The sequence below is a fragment of the Aeromonas sp. MR19 genome (genome assembly GCF_963899305.1).
Taxonomy (GTDB): Bacteria; Pseudomonadota; Gammaproteobacteria; order Enterobacterales; family Aeromonadaceae; genus Aeromonas; species Aeromonas bestiarum.
In genome coordinates, this window is sequence record NZ_CAWQWZ010000009.1 from 1 (window position 1) to 19408 (window position 19408).

The following is a 19408-nucleotide window of genomic DNA, read 5'->3' on the forward strand; positions in this document are numbered from 1 at the left end:
CCAGACAGCGGAGCGGTAGTTCAGTCGGTTAGAATACCGGCCTGTCACGCCGGGGGTCGCGGGTTCGAGTCCCGTCCGCTCCGCCAGTAAATTGAAAGGCCTTCCCCATCGGGAAGGCCTTTTTGCTTTCTAATACCTCAAGTTCATCTGCTCAACTGCCCCCATTTCCTCTTTGCCGTATCAATTCAACTTCATTCAAGGGCTCTTGCCGCCCCTTTCTTATCCGCCTCAGTAGAACACGCAGAGCCAGACTGTGGTCATGTCGGGGTGAGTCCACTCCACCCTGTGTTTCTGACGGGCGGGAATATTGATGTGATCGCCCGGGCCCAGCTGTACCGATTGTTGCTCCTGGGTCTGCGGATCGATGAACAGCAGGCTGGCCTCTCCCTGCACGACCAGGACCCACTCATGTTCATCCTGATCGTACCATTCTCCCGGTGCCGTCTGATGGCCGTGGGAGAGAATGCGCTCGATCCGCAGGTGGTTGGTGCTGACCAGATCCTGAAAGAGTTCGGTAGGCAGTGGCGAGGGAATATCGTTCAGCAGATTGCGCGTGTGCATGGGTCATCTCCCGTCTGGCAGTGCGAATGGTTCTCTGCAGTATAGAGGCCTGCCTCGTGGACGAAGGTGGGAACAGCAGCAAGCTGGCATGCAGATTTGTGCCCGAACGAGAACGATTACTGCCATTTTGATGAAAAAGTCAGGGAATTCGCTGCAATTTCGACAAATTCTTGCTATTTTGCGCGCCACAAAAGCAAACGATTTCCTTCACACTTTCAGGATGAGTTATGGCAAAGCAAGATATGGCCGCCCAATCAGGGAACGGCGGCTTTTTGGACTCTTATTTTTCCATTTCTGCGCGCGGCAGTAGTGTGCGCCAGGAGCTGTTGGCCGGGCTGACCACCTTCCTGGCCATGGTCTACAGCATCATAGTGGTGCCGAACATGCTGGGCGCGGCCGGCTTCGAGCAGGGCCCCGTCTTCGTGGCGACCTGCTTGATCGCCGCTTTCGGTTCCCTGCTGATGGGACTCTGGGCCAAGCTGCCCATGGCCATTGGTTGCGCCATCTCCCTCACCGCCTTCACCGCCTTCAGCCTTGTGCTGGGTCAGGGGCTGAGCATTCCCGTCGCTCTCGGCGCCATCTTCCTGATGGGGGTGCTGTTTACCCTCATCAGTATCACAGGCGTGCGTCAGTGGATCCTGGACAACCTGCCCTCCGGCATCGCCCACGGCACCGGCATAGGTATAGGTCTGTTCCTGCTGCTGATCGCCACCAACGGCGTCGGCATGGTGATCAAGAACGAAGGGGCGGGTCTGCCGGTGCAGCTGGGTGAGGTGACCTCCTTCCCCGTCATCATGACGGTGCTGGGTCTGGCCGCCATCTTCGGCCTGGAGCGTCGCAAGGTGCCGGGCGGCATCCTGATGGTGATCATCGCCATCTCCATCCTCGGTCTCATCTTCGATCCGAACGTGGCCTGGCATGGCTTCTTCGCCATGCCGAGCCTGACCGGCGAGAAGGGTTCGCTGGTAGGCAGCATGGATCTGCTGGGCGCCCTCAACCCAGTGGTCATTCCGACCGTACTGGCACTGGTGATGACAGCCGTGTTCGACGCCACCGGTACAATCCGTGCCGTAGCCGGTCAGGCGGGTCTCATCAATGAGCGTGGTCACATCATCAGCGGCGGCAAGGCCCTGACTGCCGACTCCGTCAGCAGCATGGTGGCTGGCGTCGTGGGTGGGGCTCCGGCCGCCGTCTACATTGAATCTGCCGCAGGCACCGCAGCCGGTGGCAAGACGGGTCTGACCGCAGCCCTAGTCGGCCTGCTGTTCCTGCTGATGATCTTCCTCTCGCCGCTCAGCTATCTGGTGCCGGCTTACGCCACAGCACCGGCGCTGATGTACGTCGGTCTGCTGATGCTGGGCAACGTCACCAAGCTGGACTTCAGCGACTCTGTCGATGCGTTGGCTGGCATGCTGTGCGCCGTCTTCATCGTGCTCACCTGCAACATAGTGACCGGCATCATGCTGGGCTTCGTGGCGCTGGTCGTGGGTCGCCTGTTTGCTGCCGAGTGGAAGAAACTCAACGTCGGTACCGTCATCATTGCCGTGGCACTGGTGGTCTTCTATGCCGGTGGCTGGGCCATCTAAGGCTGCCGGTTAGCGTGAAGGGCTCCTGCGGGGGCCCTTTTTCATGGTTGTGAGGCCGCTTGCAGTTTCCCTCCCGTTTGCCTCTCGCTGTTTCAGATTGAAACGCCAACGACCTTTCTCCTGTTTCAAATCCGAACCGAACCGGCCGTCATTTTTATCCCGATTTATCCCGTTAGACTGGCTTCATCAACCATTTGCCCACCCGTGCGGTGGCAAGCCAAGGAGTGAGCCATGAAGAAACTGATCAATGCCGTCGATGCCGTGGTCCGTGAACAACTGATGGGGATGGCAGCCGCCCACCCCGAGCTCAAGGTACGTATCGAACCCCACTACATAACCCGCGCCGACTCTCCCGTGATGGGCAAGGTGGCGCTGGTCTCCGGTGGTGGCAGCGGCCACGAGCCGATGCACGGTGGTCTGGTGGGCAAGGGGATGCTGGATGGTGCCTGCCCCGGCGAAATCTTTACTTCCCCGACCCCGGATCAGATGTACGAGTGCGGTCAGGCGGTCGATGGTGGCGCTGGCGTGCTGTTCCTGGTGAAGAACTACACGGGTGACGTGCTCAACTTCGAAACCGCGGTCGAGCTGCTGCACGGTGACGGGGTCAAGGTCGGCTTCTCGCTGATCGATGACGACGTGGCGGTGAAAGACAGCCTCTACACCGCCGGCCGTCGCGGCGTCGCCACGACTGTGCTGTGCGAGAAGCTGGTCGGCGCCGCAGCCGAAGCCGGCTATGACCTGGCCCGTTGCGAGGCGCTTGCCCGTCGCATCAACAATCAGAGCCGCACCATAGGCGTCGCCATGCACGCCTGTACCGTGCCTGCCGCCGGCAAGCCCTCCTTCACCCTGGCGGACAACGAGATGGAGTTTGGGGTGGGCATCCACGGTGAACCCGGCATAGCGCGCCGCCCCTTCACCGACCTCGATACCCTGGTGGGCGACATGTTCAGCGAGCTGGCGGACAACACCCCCTATGGCCGCACTCTGCGCCACTGGGACAGAGCCTCTGGCAGCTGGCAGGAAGAGCACACCTTCATCAAGCCGCTCAACCGGGGCGATCGTGTCATAGCCCTGGTCAACAGCCTGGGGGGCACCCCGATTTCAGAGCTGTATGGCGTCTATGGTCGCCTCGCGGCCCTGTGCGAAGAGGCGGGCATCCATCTGGTGCGCAACCTGATAGGCCCCTACTGCACCGCCCTCGACATGACCGGCATCTCCATCACCTTGCTCAAGGTGGATGACGAGCTGATGACCCTGTGGGATGCCCCCGTTCACACCCCCGCCCTGCGTCGCGGTTGCTAAGGAGCCCTCATTCTCATGCTAAGCAAACATCAAATCGTCAACTGGCTGCTGGATTGCGAACACATCTTCACCGAGCAGCGTGACTACCTCACGGCATTGGATACCGACATCGGCGATGGCGACCACGGCCTCAACATGCAGCGCGGCTTTACCAAGGTGGCGGAGAAGCTGCCCGCGGTGGCAGACAAGGATATAGGCCAAGTGCTCAAGACCACCGGCATGACCCTGCTCTCCTCGGTCGGCGGCGCCAGCGGCCCGCTCTACGGCACCTTCTTCATTCGGGCGGCGGCCAGCACGGACGCCTGCCAGAGCCTGACCCTGAGCCAGCTTGGCAAGATGCTGGCGGATGGTGTCGAGGGAATCGTCTCTCGCGGCCGCGCCGAGCCGGGCGACAAGACAATGTGCGACGCCTGGTGGCCTGCGCTGGCCGCCCTGCAACAGGCGCAGCAGCAGGAGTTGCCGCTGGCCGAGGCGCTGGACAAGGCTGTGGCTGCCGCGGCGGCCGGCACCGAAGCCACCATACAGATGCAGGCCCGCAAGGGGCGCGCCAGCTATCTGGGCGAGCGCAGCATAGGCCATCAGGATGCCGGAGCCACCTCGACCCTGCTGCTGCTGACCGCCCTGCGTGACAGAGCGAGGTTGTGACATGATAGGTATCGTAGTTGTCTCTCACAGCGCCATGCTGGCGGCCGGATTGAAAGCGCTGGCCGACCAGCTGGGCAGCCCGGCACGGCTGTTGCTGGCGGCCGGGGTCGATGATCCCGACCACCCCATAGGCACAGATGCCATCGCCGTGATGAGTGCGATCGAAGAAGCAGACGACGGCAGCGGCGTGCTGGTGCTGATGGATTTGGGCAGCGCCCTCTTGAGCGCCGAGACCGCCCTCGAGCTGTTGCCCCCAGATCTGAGCGCCCGGGTGCGGCTCTGTCCCGCCCCGCTGGTCGAGGGCACCCTGGCCGCCGTGGTGGCGGCAGGTTCAGGTATGAGCCTCGACGAGGTGGCCACAGAGGCGCTCGGCGCCCTGGGGCCCAAGCAGGCCATGCTGCCTGGCAGCGCTGCGCAGGTCGCCACTGAGACGGCACCGGCAGCCGACGAGGGCTGGCTGCGCTGCGAGGTGGTGGTCGACAACCCCCACGGCCTGCATGTGCGCCCCGCCGCCCGTCTGGTGGCTGCACTCAAGCCCTTTGCCGCCGAACTCAAGCTGCAAAAGGGGGATAAAGAGGCCAACCCCCGCAGCCTGACCCGGCTCACCATGCTCAACGTGCGCCAGGGAGACAGGCTCACCCTGCTGGCACAGGGAGAAGATGCCGAGGCCGCCCTGACCAGCTTCCAGCAACTGGCAGACGAGCGTTTCGGCGACTGATCGCCAACCCGTTTCAAGGCGCAGCGCTGGCCTTGTGTGCCAGTGCTGCGCCACTCAAGACGAAGGGCTCCCCGACATAGCCGCCCCTTCGCCCCGATTCTTAAGAGATAAAGAGAGAGGGATAGAATATGGACCGCATCATCATCAGCCCCAGCAAATACGTGCAAGGCAACGGGGCCCTCGCCAACATAGGCAACTACGTCAAGGCGCTCGGCGCCAAACCGCTCATCCTGGCCGATGCCTTCGTCACCAAGCTGGTTGGTGACACGGTTGCCACCAGCTTCCACGGCGTGGGCATCAAGCCCGAGTTCGACTGCTTCAACGGCGAGTGTTCACGCCCCGAGATCGACCGCCTGCTGGCCCGCTGCAACCAGACGCCGTTCGACGTCATCATCGGCATAGGTGGCGGCAAGACGCTCGATACCGCCAAGTCGGTCGCCTTCTACCAGAAGGTGCCTGTGGTCATAGTGCCGACCATAGCCTCCACCGATGCGCCAACCAGTGCGCTGGCGGTCATCTACACCCCGGAAGGACAGTTCAGCGAATACCTGATGATCCCGACCAACCCCAACATGGTCATCATGGATACCGGCGTCGTCTCCCGCGCCCCGGTACGGCTCTTGGTCTCCGGCATGGGGGATGCGCTCTCCACCTATTTCGAGGCGCGTGCCAACAAGGTTTCCGGTTGCAAGACCATGGCCGGTGGTGCCTCTACCCTGGCGGCCCAGGCCATCGCCGAGCTCTGTTACAAGACACTGCTGGCCGATGGCTACAAGGCCAAGCTGGCGGTGGAGCAGGGGCTCTGCACCAAGGCGGTGGAGAACATCATAGAGGCCAACACCTATCTGAGCGGCATCGGCTTCGAGAGCAGCGGTCTGGCCGCCGCCCACGCCATCCACAACGGCCTGACCCAGCTGGCCGAGTGTCACCACCTCTATCACGGTGAGAAAGTCGCATTCGGTACCCTGGTGCAGCTGGTGCTGGAGAATGCGCCCATGGCGGAGATCGAAACCGTGCTGGCTTTCTGCCGCTCGATCGGCCTGCCGACCAACCTGCATATGATGGGGGTCAAGGAGCTGGACATGGCGCGCCTGCTGGAGGTGGCCAAGGCTTCCACCGCCGAAGGGGAGACCATCCACAACATGCCGTTCAAGGTCACCGCCGAGGATGTGCTGGCGGCCATAGTCACCGCCCACCAGCTGGGGCTGTAACCTCGCCACTGCTGACCTTGACATATAAAACGGCCCCGCATCTGCGGGGCCTTGTTGTTTTATGCCTGACCGGTTTCATCGGGTAACAACAGGATCCCAGTCGTCAGGAGCCGTGATAGTCCGCGGGATCGATACCGATAAGCTTGAGCCGCCGCCAGAGGGTGGTGCGGCTGATGCCCAGATGCTGGGCCATCTGGCTCACCTGCCCCTTGCAGGCGTGGGCGCAGCGCAAAATGGCCTGGCGCTCCAGCTCGGCCAGGGTGAGCAGCGGCTGCCCCACCACCTCGTCTTCCACCAGCCGATAACCGTGCCGAATGGCGGCGGGCAGCGCCTCCGGCGGGATCTGCTCACGACTCGAGTGGAGCAGGGCATATTCAACCGCGCTGCGCAGCTCCCCCAGATTGCCGGGCCAGGAGTAGGCGAGCAGGCAGTCGAGGGCCGCCGGACTGAACTGGCGTACTGGCTCGCGCCCCTGCGCCCCTAGCTGCTGGCTGATGAGGGCCGGCAAGTCGGCGCCGCGCTCCCGCAGTCCCGGCAACCAGAGCTCGCACGCCTGCAGGGCGTAGAGCAGCTGGCGCCCAAATTGCCCCTCCTGCACCCTCTGCTCCAGCGCCGCGCTGCTGGTCGCTATGATCCGCACCTTGAGCGGCAGTATGCGGGCCGAGTCGAAGCGCTGGATGCGGCCTGTCTTGAGCAGTTGCAGCAAAGCCGCCTGCATCGGAGCGGAGAGACACTCCACCTGCTCCAGCACGAGCGTGCCGCCATGGGCCAGCTCAAACTTGCCGGCCCGTTCCTGCCCCGCCTCGTCGGAACCCATCAGCTCCAGCGCCATCCGCTCGCTCGGCAGCGCCTGACAGTTGAGGGTGATGAGCGGCCCGGCGGCCTGCTCGCTGCCGAAGTGAATCGCCTCCGCCAGTTGGGCCTTGCCCACCTCTTCCTCCCCGCGCAGCAGCATGGGGCCCTGGCTCCGTGCCGCCTGGCGGGCGTAGCGCAGCAGCTTGCGCATGGCGCTCGATTCGCCCACCAGGGCGGAGAGTTCGGGCACCGCCTGGCGCAGCTGGTTGATGGCCCTGAGCCTGTCCAGCGGGTGCAGCAGGGCGATAAAGCTGACCCCGTCCGGCCCGGGCAGCGGCTTGAGGCTTATCAGCGCATTGATAAACTCCCCGGTCTGCACCCCGATCCGCTCCAGCGTCACCTCCACATGGCTCAGTGGCGTCTGCCCCTTGATGGCGAGCTGCAACCGCTGTGGCAACAGCAGGTGCTGCTCCAGCGGCTGACCGAGGCAGAGCGCGGGATCGAGCCGCAGCCGACTGGCCGCCAGCCCGTTGAGGTAGCGCAGCCTGCCCTGGGGATCCCAGGCCAGCACGCCGTCATCCATGCCGTCGAGCAGGGCGTAGAGTTCGCTCAGATGGTGCTGGGACTCCTGCATCAGAGTCTCCATCTGTAGCAGATGGGCCAGTTCGCGACCGGCGCTGACTGTGAGCGCCAGATCCCCGGCACTCGCCTCTTCCACCTTGCAGATCAGCGCCATGATGGCGACCTGACGGCCATTGCTGTTGTAGACAGGGCTGGCGCAGCAGTGCCAGGGGTGCAGGGTGCGGTTGAAGTGCTGGGGGCCGCTGACGCAGAGTGGCATCCCCTCCAGCGCCGCCAGGTTGATGGCATTGGTGCCGATGCGCCCCTCGCTGAAGAAGGCGCCGAGCCCGAAGCCCAGCGCCTCCAGTTCTGCCAGCGTTTCGCGATGGCCGGTGCGGGCCAGCAGGCAGCCGCTCTCGTCGGTGAGCAGCAGGACGCAGGGGCGCCCCTCCATGAACTCGTAGAGATCCTCCAGCGCCATCTCGCCTGTGGTGAGCAGATCCCGTTTGCGCTGGCGCAGGCTCTGCAGGGTTTGCCCCTTGGCGCTGTGGGGCGGGTGCCAAAGGGTCGGGCTGGTCTGGTGGGCGCAGCGCAGCCAGGAGGCCTGCAGATAATCGGGCCAGGGCTGGAGCGGCTGGAGGTCAGATGGCGTGGTCACAGCTATGTCCGGCAAAAGGAGAAGCCGTCATTTAACCACGCTCCCCCCGCAGATTCAGTGACCTGCCTCAGAGGGTGGCAATGCCATGCCGTCTAGGTCGGTCGCGGCGCGGGCAAACTGTTGCTCCAGCCAGCAGCAGAAGGCGCGGCACTGAGGGCTGCTCTCGCTCTCCTGATGGACCAGCCAGCTCCACTGTGGCCCCTTGACCGTGCGGGAGGAGAGCGGCAGCAGCAAGCCCTGTTGTCGTGCGGGAGCCGACAGCAGCGCGCTCGCCAGCGCCACGCCGAGCCCGGCGCCGGCCGCGTCCAGCAGCAGGCCGGGATCGGAGAAGTTGAGCCCCCGGGTCTGCAACTGCAGATCCTCCCCGCCTTTGAGCGTCCAGTGGTGCCAATCCATCTCCCGCTCTCCATGGAGACTGGTGCGCTCCGCAGGGGGTTGGGCCAGCACGGCCGGAGTGGCGAGGGGGAGCAGAGCGTCCTCCAGCAGTACCCTATGGTGGCACTCGGCCTGGGGGGCGAGATCCCAGCGCAGGGCGATATCTATGGTCTGCTCGGTCATGACGGGTACCTCGTCGCTGGTAAACAGCCAGAGATCGATATCGGGATGCAGGCGGTGAAAGTCGGCCAGCCGGGGCAGCAGCCAGTGGCGGGCTATGGCTGTGCTGGTATTGAGCACCAGCTGGTTCGGTTTGCGGTACTGCTCCAGCCGCTGGATCCCCACCGCCAGTTGCAACAGCACGCTCTGGGTTGTCTCCAGCAGGTCCTGCCCCGCATCGGTGAGGGCGACCGAGCGCCCCTGCCGATGAAACAGCGGCTGGCCGAGCAGCTCCTCCAGCGAGCGGATCTGCTGGCTGATGGCCGACTGGGTGAGGTGCAGTTCCTGTGCCGCCTGATGAAAGCTGCCGAGTCTGGCCGCCGCCTCGAAGCCCCGCAGCACATTGAGTGGAGGCCAGTGTTTGAACATCATTGATTAGCTCCGCTTATCACTTATACCGAAAATCGATCGTTTGTCCGCCATCATCGCGGCGGCTAGTCTATTACTCAGCGTTATCTGATTAACAGCGCTTGTCATTCATATCCTATTTTTGTCATCAATCCGGAGTCGTTCCGCCTCCGAAGGAGCCATCCCATGTCATCCCGACGCCATGTATTGAAACAGCTGGCCGCCATCGGCGCCCTGGCCGGACTGGGCAGCCTGCCACGGGCACAGGCTGCCAATGTGGCTACCCCTACTGGCTCCCAGGCCACTGCCGTTGGCCGTTACCAGATGCCGGACGAGGCCGCGCCTCAGACTCGGGTCTGGGTTGCCTTTGGCGCGAGCGCCGATATCTGGGGCCGCAATTGCAAGGAGGTGCAAGCCACCATAGGCCGGCTGGTGCAGGCCATGGTGCCTTATACCCAGGTGAACGTGCTCTGCCGCAAAGTCGAAGAGGCGCTGGCCCGCAAACTCTGTGGCGAGCAGAACACCCGCTTTATCGTCGCCGAGCTGGACGACATCTGGCTGCGGGATACCGGCGGCGTCTTCGTCCAGAGCAGCGAGGGAGAGCTGGGGCTGGTGGATTTCAACTTTAACGGCTGGGGCGACAAGCAGGAACACGAACAGGATGCGAGCGTGGCCGAGCTGATCAGCAAGCAGGCGGATGTCCACTATCTGCAGAGCAAGCTGACCGGCGAGGGGGGCGGCATAGAGGTGGATGGCAATGGCACCGCCATCCTGACCGAGAGCTGCTGGCTCAACAGCAACCGCAACCCGGGGGTGAGCAAGGCGCAACTGGAGGCGGAGCTGAAAGCCAATCTGGGACTGCGTAAAATCATCTGGTTGCCGGGCATCAAGGGCCGTGACATCACGGATGCCCACGTCGACTTCTACGCCCGCTTCGTGCGTCCCGGCGTGGTAGTGGTCAATCTGGACAACGACCCGGAGTCCCACGACTACGAGGTGACCCGCCGGCATCTGGCCATCCTCAAGCAGGCCACAGATGCGGACGGCAACAAGCTGGAGCTGCATGTGCTGCCGCCACCGCTCGACGTGCGGGACAACCGCTTCAGCCGCAGCCGCGACTTTGCCGCCGGTTATATCAACTATCTGCCGATCAACGGCGCCGTGCTCGCCCCCGAGTTTGGCGACAAGGCGGCCGATAGTTACTGCCGTGAGCTGTTGGCCCGCCTCTACCCCGGCCGCAAAATCGTGCAGATCAATATTGATCCTGTGGCCGCCGGTGGCGGTGGCATTCACTGCATCACCCTCCACCAACCTGCCTGACCCTCCCCTACCGACCGATAACCCGGTGCGTTGCGACGCCCCGGGTTATTTCTTCCAGCTCCCCTATTCCATTCCCCCTGACTCGCCGCCAGACACTTGGCCAGCTACGCCAGATAAGACGTTGCCCCGCTCACACTCCTGACCTGTTCACAACACCAAGGTCGGGTGGCGCTTTCCATTGCCGCTCTAGAAGTGTACTTTTGCCCGATGGCCAAAAATAGAGCCAAAGGAAGACGTCTGGCGAATGCGTTCAGCACCAGAGATTGGTCGGCAATGTTGTGATTTAAAATGAATTTTTCGTGGCGGCGATCAGGGCAAACCGGAGTTATATGGAAGGCTCTATTAACGGATTAGTACCACTTTCCATCGAATCACTGTTAGGCAACACACGGAGGTAGTTCGTATGTGGGTAAGAGATCAATACTCTGGTCCAGGCGGCGGTCGCTACACAGGCCCCGGTGGTGGTTTGTACACTGGGCCTGGTGGCGGCATGTACACAGGCCCCGGAGGGGGGCTATACACAGGGCCAGGCGGCGGCATGTACACAGGTCCCGGAGGGGGGCTATACACAGGTCCGGGCGGCGGCCTGTACTCAGGCCCCGGAGGCGGGCTTTATACGGGGCCTGGCGGTGGTCTCTACACTGGACCTGGTGGCGGGCTTTATACCGGTCCTGGTGGTGGAGGTTATACGGGGCCAAGCAACGAACCGTACATGAGTAACATCCCACCGTGGCATGTTTTCGTGCAAGAACTTGAACGCAGAGGCATGCATCAACTTGCAAATAAAATTCGGTCTGTGTTGCGCATTTGAAGTGGTATCGCCCAACAATATGCTCAAATCGTTCGCTTCGCTCACTGGGACGGGCTAAAGCCCGCCCCTTAGCCAAACGTTATGAAATCAGGACACCCACCTTGCTGAACAAAATTCCGTATAGCCAGCCCGTGGATTTCAATTAGCCGTGAGGCGTAATCGAACTTACATGGGACGGTAATATATGGTGCATGCCGGTTGGCGCTGCTCAGTCAATCTGACACGATCGCCATAAATCACGATCGTCAAAAACAAAAGAGCCGCCCATCGGGCGGCTCTTTGCATCAGCTATTTATGGCTGAACCTTCACTCAGCCTTGGGCGTTGCGGCGACGGCAGCCCCCTCTGGCTGGTGGTCACCCTCCTTGATCCAGGCATCCAGCAGGGTGTAGCCCACCGCCAGCACCACGGGGCCGATAAACAGACCTATGATACCCATCGCCAGCAGGCCGCCGATAACCCCCACCAGAATGAGAATGAGCGGCAGGTCGGCGCCGCGCTTGATCAGGAAGGGGCGCAGGAAGTTGTCCATGGTGCCCGCCAGCAGTGACCACACCAGCAGGAAGGTGCCCCAGGTGGTGTCGCCGCTCCAGTAGAGATAACCAACGCAGGCCAGCAACACGGGGAAGGGGCCGATCTGGGCGACGATCAGCAGGAACATCACCACCACCAGGATCATGGTGTAGGGGATGCCGGCAATCAGCAGGCCGACCCCGGCCACCGAAGATTGCACCAGGGCGGTGACCACCACCCCCATGGCCACGGCACGGATCGCCTGGGAGGCCAGCACCGTGGCATTGTCACCGCGCTCCCCCGCCAGGCGGTGGGCGAAGCGGCGGATGCCGTCGGCTGCTTTCTCACCCGAGTGGTAGAGCAGGCCGCAGATGGCAACGGTCAGCAGGAAATGGACGAACAGCAAGCCCAGATTGCCGGCCTGGGAGGCGAGCCAGCGGGCGGTCTGGCCAAAATAGGGGGCCAGCTTGGTAAACAGCACCTGACCACCGCTCGCCAGGATCTGCTGCCAGAAGTCGTAGAGCTTGCCGCCCACCAACGGTATCTGTTGCAGCCAGAGCAACTCGGGCGGCGGCGAATGGCTGATGGTGGTGCCGAGCTCGATCAGCATGGGGGCCTTCTCCGCCACGTTGGCCAGCGCCATGAATAGCGGGATGACGAAGATCAGCAGCAGTATGCTGGTCATCACCAGCGCCGCCAGGGCGCGCTTGCCCCACAGCAGGCGCTGGGCCATCCGCATCAGCGGCCAGGTGGCTATGGTGATCATGGTGGCCCACACCAGTGCGGGCAGGAAGGGGCGCAGCACCATGAAGCACGAGATGATGAGGATGCTGAGAAACAGCACCCCTAGGGTTATCTTGGCCAAGTCCACTTTTTTCATATTCATAGCAATCCCTTGTCGGGGCCGGAGCCCTTGGGTAGCGGGTCAGAGTTCATGAGTGAGAGTATCCACCAGAGGCCGGCGCTCAACCAGAGCCCCAGGCAACCATAGAGTAGCCACTGGCCGAGCAGGATGAGCCAGGAGCTGGTCAGCCAGAATGGCAACGCCCACAGCAGCGCCCCGAGGGGCAGGCCGCCGAGCAGGGTGATCGCCAGGGTGTACCAGGGTTTTTGCCGCTCTCGCGGCAATGGCAGCCGCATGCCGAGGGTCAGACCCAGACTGAACATGGCCAGGCCTGCCAGCGCCGAGGATTGGCTCCACCAGGCGGCCAGTGTGCAGATGAGGCTGAGCCCGCCCCAGATCCATGGCCGGGCAGCCATGCCGGACAAACCGGAATGGATCGTCAGCATCAGGGCGCCCAGCAGCAATCCCGCCGCCACATCCGACAGGAAGTGGACGCCGAGCCAGACCCGGGCCAGCCCGGTCAGGGCCGCCAGCAGCAGTGCCAGCGAGGCGCCGCGCCAGGGGTTGGCGGGCCAGCACCATCTGAGCAGCAGGCCCCAGAACAGCAGCGCCGAGGCGGCGTGACCGCTCGGCATGCCAAAGCCCTGGGCACTTACGTGCGCCAGCGCGGGATCGAGATGGAAGGGTCTGGGCCAGCCTATGCCCTCTTTGGCTAGCTGAACCAGCAGGGTGAGGGTCAGCATGGCCAGCAACAGCTGACGCAGACGGGGCCAGCCCAGCAGCGGCAGCAGCAAGGGTAGCAGGGCAAGCTGAAAGGCGGCTGAACCAAACAGATTGCTGGCATCAAGCCAGGGTGCACTGGCCCCGATCCAGCGCTGCAAGCGCTGGATCAGCGGGACTTCCGCCCGGTGCAGAGCATTGCCTTCACCGCTGAAATCCGGCAGCCACAGCACCGGGCTGTCGGGGATGTCGGCCAGCTGGGGGGCCAGCCAGTCGAGCTGCGCCGGAAAGCGGCGCTGCCCGTCAGGCAGCCGGGATGGGGCTATCAGCCTGGCGTTGAGGATCTCGCCACCCAGGTTGGGGGCCCGCAGCAGGGAGACGAAGCCCGAGCCTGTCTGCGCCCGGATGGGTTCCAGCGTCTGGCAGGCAAACAGCACGGCGCGCTGCCATGGTCCCAGCTCGGCGATGATCCGGCCGCGCAGACCTGTCTCTTCAAACAGCTCGCGCAGTGCCGCCTGCTGGGGCGTCTCGCCTGCATCTATGTAGCCGCCGGTCAGGCTGTAGCGGGAGGAGACCCTGTCCTGTACCAGCAACAGCTGTTGTTGATGTTTGACCACGCAGACGGCGGCCGTGGGGGTGGCCGAGACAGGCAGTGTCAGCAGCAGGGCGCAGAGCAGTAAAAAACAGGAACGGAACATGGTGCCTGAGCGTTGGGGGACTATGGGCGCAAGGGTCACAGAAATCAGATAGTTGGGCAATGGTTTCCTGCCTGGGGCCCACCGGATGGCGGGTTTGGCTCTGGTCCTGCCTGCGCACAAGGATTGCCCTGTGGTGAGGCAGTCCCTAGTATTGGCAGCTATGTTATTTTCATGCAGCAAACCTTGGGACCTTCCATGAAACAGTTTGGTTTTTTTCTGGGCATCGCCATCGGCGTCATTCTGATACTGTTCGGCAGCATAGTCATCTTCCAGGCCCTGCCCGCCGCCCTGGACGTGCTGGAGATGCCGAGCCGTATCCCGTTCGTGCGCGAGGTCTACACCTGGCTGATGACCAGTGCCAACGGCCTCACCGGCCAGCTGGAGCAGAATTTCCTGGAGGCGTTCCAGACGGTACTCAAACTGATACTGCTCATCACCTTCATGTGGGTCTGCGTCAAGCTGGTCAACATGGGCGTGCTGATCATCCGTGCCGGGGTGGACCTCATCCGCACCGCCATCGAGCACAGCGAAGGTGCCCAGACCAAGAAGTCCGAGCACGACAGCCACTTCCAGTAAGCAGGCGACACCATGAAACAGGCCACCTTCGGGTGGCCTGTTTGCATCTTGTGTTCACTCGATCGTGGGCAGGTGATCCGCCGGCGGTGACTGCACCACATCCTGATAGCGGGCGATAAGCCGCTTGAAGGCCTCCCCCTGTCTGACCTTGTCGAGCGCCTGTTGCAGGCGGGCGACCTGCTGTTTGTCGGCGGCGGGGTTGAAGGCAAAGCAGTTGTCCTGCTCCGCCAGGGTGGCGACCGTGACGAAGGTGTCCGATGGAAAGCCTAATTGCCTGGCCTGATGGAACAGCATCACCTCGTTGCCGGCCACCAGATCAGTACGGGCCATGATGAGCTGGCGCACCACCTGATCCATCCGCTCCACCGCCATCAGGTTGGCGGGGCTGATGCCCCGGTTGAGCAGCAGTTGTTCCCCCACATCCGCCTGCATGACGCCGATCTGCAGCCTGGCGAGATCGGCCTTGCTGGCCACCCTGGGGGCATCCCGCTTGCGGCCCACCAGCGACACCCGGGAGTGGCTGATGGGGCAGACCCAGAGGAAGTGGGGATCCCGCGCCTGGGTGCGGGCCGTGGTGAACAGCACGGCATCCGGCTGCTGGGTCAGCAGATACCAGGCCTTGGCCCAGGGCATGAAGTGGATGGGCTGTTCCGGTTCCCCCATCTCCTGCCACATCAGCCGCAGCAGCTCGACCGCCAGGCCGGTGCTGTTGCCCTGCTCATCCTGGCCGTTGAACGGCATGTTCTGCTCGGAGTAATAGGTGAACGCCGAAGCGGGCAGTGCTGTGCCCAGACAGCAGCAGATCATCAGGCTGAGCAGACGCGACATGGCAGCACTCCTTGCAACAAATCGTCCTTCCAGTTTAGGGGGCTATGTCGAGAAGTTCATGATTTCACGCATCCGGTAGAGTGGATGGCGAGCAGCTGTGGCGGGGAGCTAGGGGGAAGGAAAACAGCCAGGCCATCTTGCGATGGCCTGGGGAGGGACTTACTTGAGCAGGGCTTCCATCTCGGCTTCGGCAGCTGCGCGCGCGGCCTCGGCCTTGGCGGCCGCATCCGCCGCCGTCGTTGCGGTCGCACTGGCGCTGCTGACTGCCTGCTTGGCGGGGCCGGTCACGGTCTTGCTGGCCTGCTGCTGTACTGTGGCAGTGGCGTTGCTGACCGCCTGTTTGGTCGGTTCGACCACGGCCTTGGTGGCCTGTTGCTGTACGGTGGTAGTGGCGCTGCTGACCGCCTGCTTGGCGGGCTCGGTCACGGCCTTGCTGGCCTGCTGCTGTACCGTGGCGCTGGCGCTGCTGACGGCCTGCTTGGCGGGCTTGGTCACGGTCTTGGCGGCCTGTTGCTGTGCCGTTGTGCTGGCATTGCTGACGGCTTGCTTGGCGGGCTCGGTCACGGTTTTGGCGGCCTGCTGCTGTGCCGTGGTGCTGGCGCTGCTGACGGCCTGCTTGGCGGGCTCGGTCACGGCCTTGGTGGCCTGTTGCTGGGCCGAGGTGGTGGCGCTGTTTACTACCTGCTTGGTGGTGTCAGCCATGGTCTTGCTGGCGCCTTGCTGCAGGGAACCCAGCACGCTGCCGAATACCGAGCTGGTCGTGGCGGCGCCGGTCAGGCTCTTGGTCGCCGAGCCGGTCAGACTGTTGGTGGCGCCGGAGAGTGCTGTGGCCGTCGGGTTGCCCTGCGCCTGCCAGTTTTGCATCTCGCTTGGCCAGGTCGGTGCGCCTGCGGCCAGGTTCTCGCCAAATACCTGGGGTGTACCATCGCCCTTGAGCAGCATGACAGACATCTGGTTGGTCTGTGAGTTCCACACCATGCCGGCCTGCTTGGCAACGTCCGGCACGGGGGCGTAGCGGGAGACCACATAGAACAGCGGACCCTCCTGCTGCAGCTCGTTGGCTGTCTTGAGCAACTGCATGGTGCTGTCGTAATTGGGGCCCAGAATGCCGGTCATTCGATCCTTGATCATGGGCTGTTCGAACAGGTTGGCTTCGTTGGGGTCGAAACCGACCAGCGGCTTGAGCAGGGCCCACATCAGTTGACTGGTAGGGCTCATCAGCAAGAGGGGGGCGACGCAGGCGGACAACATCAGGCTCAGGCAGGCCGCCTGGAGCAACGGCATGATACGCATTGGGATAATATCCAAATAACGATTTGATTAATAAGGTTATATTCGTCGAGAACCGACAAATCCACCGGGGTTTTCCTGCGCCGTTTTTGACGGGTGTGAGCAGGCGCTGGCAGGCTATCATATTGGCTTGGGAATGCCAGTCGGCGTATGGCTTATTAATCAAGTTTGCGCCGTTTCCGGTCGCTTTCATTCCGTACTGAGCAAGGAGTGACACCATGAATGCAAGCAAGTGTGGGGTGGGTTGCCTGCTGCTGGTTTGGCTGGGCAGTGCGACTGCTGTCGCCGGGCCAGCCGACGTGACACGGGTGCAGGCGGGAACCGAGCTGGTGCTGCCGCTGGGGTCGTTGCCGGAGCGAGTCTGCTGGTATCAGGATCAGAAATATTCGCTGGGTGCCCGCATTCAACAGGGCGACAGCTGGCTGGAGTGCGGCCCGCAAAACGCGCTGGAGAGCAACGGGCCACTGGCCTGGCGCGAGCCGGAAAGGGCGTCGCATGCGGCCGGCAAGGCGGCGAATAGCAGCACCATCAGCGTGGGTCAGTGAGGCTTTTCTTGATCCAGCTAAAGACATGGACGTGACCTCTATCGCATAATGCGGCTCTTTTCCTCTCTTGGCTGGAACCTAAGAAATGGCTCGTCGCTCTTCCAATGCACAACGTCGTCGCAGTAGCTGGTGGTACAAACGCTTGTTGGCAAGGGAGCGGGAAGAGCGCGAAGCGCGTTCCGTCCGGGATTGATACCGCAGTGAAAACGGAGCCCAGGGCTCCGTTTTTTATTCATCACCGCTGGCGGGTAACGGTGCCGCTCTTCCAATGCACAGCTTGGTTGCCGTAACGGGCGGTACAAACGCTTGTTGGCAAGGGAGCGGAAGAGCGCGAGGGCGCCGCGTCCGGGATTGATACCGCAGTGAAAACGGAGCCCTGGGCTCCGTTTTTTATTCATCACCGCAGGCGGGTAACGGTGCCGCTCTTCCAATGCACAGCTTGGTTGCCGCAGCGGGCGGTACAAACGCTTGTTGGCAAGGGAGCTGGAAGAGCGCGAGGGCGCTGCGTCCGGGATTGATACCGCAGTGAAAACGGAGCCTCGGGCTCCGTTTTTTATTCATCACCGCAGGCGGGTAACGGTGCCGTTTTTCCAATGCACAGCTTGGTTGCCGCAGCGGGCGGTACAAACGCTTGTTGGCAAGGGAGCGGGAAGAGCGCGAGGGCGCTGCGTCCAGGATTGATACCGCAGTGAAAAACGGGGCCTCGGGCTCCGTTTTTTATTTATCATGCACCGTCATTACGAGAATGGGGGCCAGCAGGCCCCCGTTTTGCTTTTGCAGATGTTGGCTGCCTGCGGCTTAGCGTTGCAGGGCGGCCAGTGCCAGTTCGACCCGTTTGGCGTACTCGGGGTCGGCCTGCTCGAAGTGCCTGAGCTGGGCCGCGACTATGGCGTCATCCTCCACGTGGATCAGGGAGCGCGCCAGGTTGGCGGCGAGGCGCGAGCGCTGCCCCTCGTCCATGATCCGGAACAGGTTGCCCGGCTGGCTGTAGTAATCGCTGTCGTAGTCGCGAAAATCGTAGTGCAGGGCGGCTCCTTCCAGACTCAGCGCCGGCTCGTGCTGCTCGCTCGGTTGCTGGGTACCGAAACGGTTCGGCTGGTAGTTGGGGCTGGCGCCGCCGTTGCTGTCGGCCCGCATGGCACCGTCGCGGTGGGCACCGTGGTGGAACGGGCAGCGCGGGGCGTTGACCGGCAGCAGGCCGTGGTTGACGCCGAGGCGGTAGCGCTGGGTGTCACCGTAGGAGAAGAGCCGCCCCTGCAGCATGCGGTCAGGCGAGAAGCCGATGCCGGGCACCACGTTGGCCGGGGTGAAGGCGGCCTGCTCCACGTGGGCGAAGTAGTTGTCCGGGTTCTGGTTCAGCTCCAGCACCCCCAGCGGGATCAGCGGGTAGTCGCTGTGCGGCCACACCTTGGTGAGGTCGAACGGGTGGATCTGGTAGGTCTGGGCCTCGGCCTCCGGCATCACCTGCACATAGACCTTCCAGCGCGGGAAGTCGCCCTGCTCGATGGCGTTGAACAGATCCGCCTGGCTGGTCTCTCTGTCCTGACCGACGGCATTGGCCGCCTCTTCATCTGTGTAGAAGCTGTGGCCCTGCTCTGTCTTGAAGTGGAACTTGACCCAGAAGCGTTCGTTGGCGTCGTTGATGAAGCTGAAGGTATGGCTGCCGTAGCCGTTCATCTCCCGCAGGCTCTTGGGGATGCCGCGGTCGCTGAAGAGGATGGTGACCTGGTGCAGGGATTCCGGATGACGGGACCAGAAATCCCAGGCGGCGGTGGCGCTGCGCAGGTTGGTGCGCGGATCCCGCTTCTGGGTGTGGATGAAGTCGGGGAATTTCAGCGGATCGCGAATGAAGAACACCGGGGTGTTGTTGCCCACCAGATCCCAGTTGCCCTGCTCTGTGTAGAACTTGAGGGCGAAGCCGCGCACGTCGCGCTCGGCGTCGGCGGCGCCCTTCTCACCGGCCACGGTGGAGAAGCGCAGGAACACAGGGGTCTGCTTGCCGACGGCATTGAACAGGTTGGCCTTGCTGAACTGGCTGATGTCATGGGTCACGGTAAAGGTGCCGTAAGCGCCCGAGCCCTTAGCGTGAACCACCCGCTCCGGGATCCGTTCCCGATCGAAGTGAGCCAACTTTTCCATCAACCAGATGTCTTGCATCAGCACGGGGCCACGGGGGCCGGCGGTGAGGCTGTTGTTGTTGTCGACAACGGGGGCGCCATTGGCACTGTGCAGGGTCTTGTCGTTCATGGTGCTTCTCCTTGTTGGTGAGCCTTGAGTCTATAACA

16 protein-coding genes and 1 tRNA gene are annotated in these 19408 nt (G+C 62.9%); 9 read left to right on the forward strand and 8 right to left on the reverse strand.

The window, feature by feature from the left end:
* Positions 1 to 9: 9 nt before the first annotated feature.
* Positions 10 to 86: transfer RNA gene (locus AACQ95_RS05085), tRNA-Asp, on the forward strand.
* Between the two features lie 142 nt (positions 87 to 228).
* On the opposite strand, the gene AACQ95_RS05090 is transcribed toward AACQ95_RS05085, so the two are convergent.
* A complete protein-coding gene (locus AACQ95_RS05090; protein ID WP_043142538.1) occupies positions 229 to 561 on the reverse strand; it encodes a cupin domain-containing protein in 333 nt (110 codons plus the stop codon).
* A 227-nt stretch (positions 562 to 788) separates the two neighbouring features.
* On the opposite strand from AACQ95_RS05090, the gene AACQ95_RS05095 reads away from it, so the two are divergent.
* The 5 genes from AACQ95_RS05095 to AACQ95_RS05115 all read left to right on the forward strand — a co-directional run bounded on the left by AACQ95_RS05095 (position 789) and on the right by AACQ95_RS05115 (position 6023).
* Positions 789 to 2147 carry an NCS2 family permease gene (locus AACQ95_RS05095; RefSeq protein WP_241280832.1) on the forward strand — a complete coding sequence of 453 codons (1359 nt, stop codon included), beginning with the start codon at positions 789 to 791 and terminating at the stop codon, positions 2145 to 2147.
* Between the two features lie 231 nt (positions 2148 to 2378).
* A complete protein-coding gene (gene dhaK, locus AACQ95_RS05100) occupies positions 2379 to 3449 on the forward strand; it encodes a dihydroxyacetone kinase subunit DhaK (RefSeq protein WP_241280833.1) in 1071 nt (356 codons plus the stop codon).
* Between the two features lie 15 nt (positions 3450 to 3464).
* A complete protein-coding gene (dhaL, locus tag AACQ95_RS05105) occupies positions 3465 to 4094 on the forward strand; it encodes a dihydroxyacetone kinase subunit DhaL (RefSeq protein WP_098981669.1) in 630 nt (209 codons plus the stop codon).
* A gap of 1 nt (position 4095) precedes the next feature.
* The gene (gene dhaM, locus AACQ95_RS05110; protein WP_241280834.1) at positions 4096 to 4812 is read left to right on the forward strand and encodes a dihydroxyacetone kinase phosphoryl donor subunit DhaM; all 717 of its coding nucleotides are present in this window, start codon (positions 4096 to 4098) and stop codon (positions 4810 to 4812) included.
* 128 nt (positions 4813 to 4940) lie between these two features.
* Entirely contained in the window at positions 4941 to 6023 is a 1083-nt protein-coding gene (locus AACQ95_RS05115; protein WP_043141519.1) for a glycerol dehydrogenase, read from the forward strand.
* Between the two features lie 103 nt (positions 6024 to 6126).
* Here the strand turns inward: AACQ95_RS05115 and dhaR are convergent, their stop codons facing one another.
* On the reverse strand, positions 6127 to 8037 hold the full coding sequence (gene dhaR, locus AACQ95_RS05120; protein ID WP_241280835.1) for a dihydroxyacetone kinase operon transcriptional regulator DhaR: 1911 nt from the start codon (positions 8035 to 8037) through the stop codon (positions 6127 to 6129).
* Positions 8038 to 8091: 54 nt separating this feature from the next.
* Positions 8092 to 9003 (reverse strand): LysR family transcriptional regulator, encoded by a 912-nt coding sequence (locus tag AACQ95_RS05125; RefSeq protein WP_082030529.1) that lies wholly within the window; start codon positions 9001 to 9003, stop codon positions 8092 to 8094.
* Positions 9004 to 9165: 162 nt separating this feature from the next.
* On the opposite strand from AACQ95_RS05125, the gene AACQ95_RS05130 reads away from it, so the two are divergent.
* Positions 9166 to 10299: an agmatine deiminase family protein gene (locus AACQ95_RS05130; RefSeq protein WP_241280836.1), complete on the forward strand. Its 1134-nt coding sequence runs from the start codon at positions 9166 to 9168 to the stop codon at positions 10297 to 10299.
* 1117 nt (positions 10300 to 11416) lie between these two features.
* Here AACQ95_RS05130 and ydiK read toward each other — a convergent pair.
* On the reverse strand, positions 11417 to 12508 hold the full coding sequence (gene ydiK, locus AACQ95_RS05135; protein WP_241280837.1) for an AI-2E family transporter YdiK: 1092 nt from the start codon (positions 12506 to 12508) through the stop codon (positions 11417 to 11419).
* Positions 12505 to 13884 (reverse strand): bifunctional NUDIX hydrolase/phosphatase PAP2 family protein, encoded by a 1380-nt coding sequence (locus tag AACQ95_RS05140; protein WP_241280839.1) that lies wholly within the window; start codon positions 13882 to 13884, stop codon positions 12505 to 12507. Before AACQ95_RS05140 ends, ydiK begins: the two co-directional genes overlap by 4 nt.
* Positions 13885 to 14079: 195 nt before the next feature.
* Here AACQ95_RS05140 and AACQ95_RS05145 point away from each other — a divergent pair, with 195 nt between their 5' ends.
* Positions 14080 to 14460 carry a hypothetical protein gene (locus tag AACQ95_RS05145; RefSeq protein WP_172955256.1) on the forward strand — a complete coding sequence of 127 codons (381 nt, stop codon included), beginning with the start codon at positions 14080 to 14082 and terminating at the stop codon, positions 14458 to 14460.
* Positions 14461 to 14514: 54 nt separating this feature from the next.
* Here AACQ95_RS05145 and AACQ95_RS05150 read toward each other — a convergent pair whose 3' ends face one another.
* On the reverse strand, positions 14515 to 15288 hold the full coding sequence (locus AACQ95_RS05150) for a substrate-binding periplasmic protein (RefSeq protein ID WP_103472883.1): 774 nt from the start codon (positions 15286 to 15288) through the stop codon (positions 14515 to 14517).
* A 159-nt stretch (positions 15289 to 15447) separates the two neighbouring features.
* The gene (locus tag AACQ95_RS05155) at positions 15448 to 16581 is read right to left on the reverse strand and encodes a hypothetical protein (RefSeq protein WP_241280840.1); all 1134 of its coding nucleotides are present in this window, start codon (positions 16579 to 16581) and stop codon (positions 15448 to 15450) included.
* A 215-nt stretch (positions 16582 to 16796) separates the two neighbouring features.
* On the opposite strand from AACQ95_RS05155, the gene AACQ95_RS05160 reads away from it, so the two are divergent.
* Positions 16797 to 17123, forward strand: coding sequence for a YnjH family protein (locus AACQ95_RS05160; protein ID WP_241280842.1), 327 nt, complete (start codon positions 16797 to 16799; stop codon positions 17121 to 17123).
* A 798-nt stretch (positions 17124 to 17921) separates the two neighbouring features.
* Here AACQ95_RS05160 and AACQ95_RS05165 read toward each other — a convergent pair.
* Positions 17922 to 19370, reverse strand: coding sequence for a catalase (locus AACQ95_RS05165; protein ID WP_241280844.1), 1449 nt, complete (start codon positions 19368 to 19370; stop codon positions 17922 to 17924).
* Positions 19371 to 19408 lie beyond the last annotated feature (38 nt).

Bases quoted from the DNA above. Each gene is read 5' to 3' on its own strand.
- AACQ95_RS05090 (WP_043142538.1), bottom strand. From the start codon at position 561: ATGCACACGCGCAATCTGCTGAACGATATTCCCTCGCCACTGCCTACC.
- AACQ95_RS05095 (WP_241280832.1), top strand. From the start codon at position 789: ATGGCAAAGCAAGATATGGCCGCCCAATCAGGGAACGGCGGCTTTTTG.
- dhaK (WP_241280833.1), top strand. From the start codon at position 2,379: ATGAAGAAACTGATCAATGCCGTCGATGCCGTGGTCCGTGAACAACTG.
- dhaL (WP_098981669.1), top strand. From the start codon at position 3,465: ATGCTAAGCAAACATCAAATCGTCAACTGGCTGCTGGATTGCGAACAC.
- dhaM (WP_241280834.1), top strand. From the start codon at position 4,096: ATGATAGGTATCGTAGTTGTCTCTCACAGCGCCATGCTGGCGGCCGGA.
- AACQ95_RS05115 (WP_043141519.1), top strand. From the start codon at position 4,941: ATGGACCGCATCATCATCAGCCCCAGCAAATACGTGCAAGGCAACGGG.
- AACQ95_RS05125 (WP_082030529.1), bottom strand. From the start codon at position 9,003: ATGATGTTCAAACACTGGCCTCCACTCAATGTGCTGCGGGGCTTCGAG.
- AACQ95_RS05130 (WP_241280836.1), top strand. From the start codon at position 9,166: ATGTCATCCCGACGCCATGTATTGAAACAGCTGGCCGCCATCGGCGCC.
- ydiK (WP_241280837.1), bottom strand. From the start codon at position 12,508: ATGAATATGAAAAAAGTGGACTTGGCCAAGATAACCCTAGGGGTGCTG.
- AACQ95_RS05140 (WP_241280839.1), bottom strand. From the start codon at position 13,884: ATGTTCCGTTCCTGTTTTTTACTGCTCTGCGCCCTGCTGCTGACACTG.
- AACQ95_RS05145 (WP_172955256.1), top strand. From the start codon at position 14,080: ATGAAACAGTTTGGTTTTTTTCTGGGCATCGCCATCGGCGTCATTCTG.
- AACQ95_RS05150 (WP_103472883.1), bottom strand. From the start codon at position 15,288: ATGTCGCGTCTGCTCAGCCTGATGATCTGCTGCTGTCTGGGCACAGCA.
- AACQ95_RS05155 (WP_241280840.1), bottom strand. From the start codon at position 16,581: ATGCGTATCATGCCGTTGCTCCAGGCGGCCTGCCTGAGCCTGATGTTG.
- AACQ95_RS05160 (WP_241280842.1), top strand. From the start codon at position 16,797: ATGAATGCAAGCAAGTGTGGGGTGGGTTGCCTGCTGCTGGTTTGGCTG.
- AACQ95_RS05165 (WP_241280844.1), bottom strand. From the start codon at position 19,370: ATGAACGACAAGACCCTGCACAGTGCCAATGGCGCCCCCGTTGTCGAC.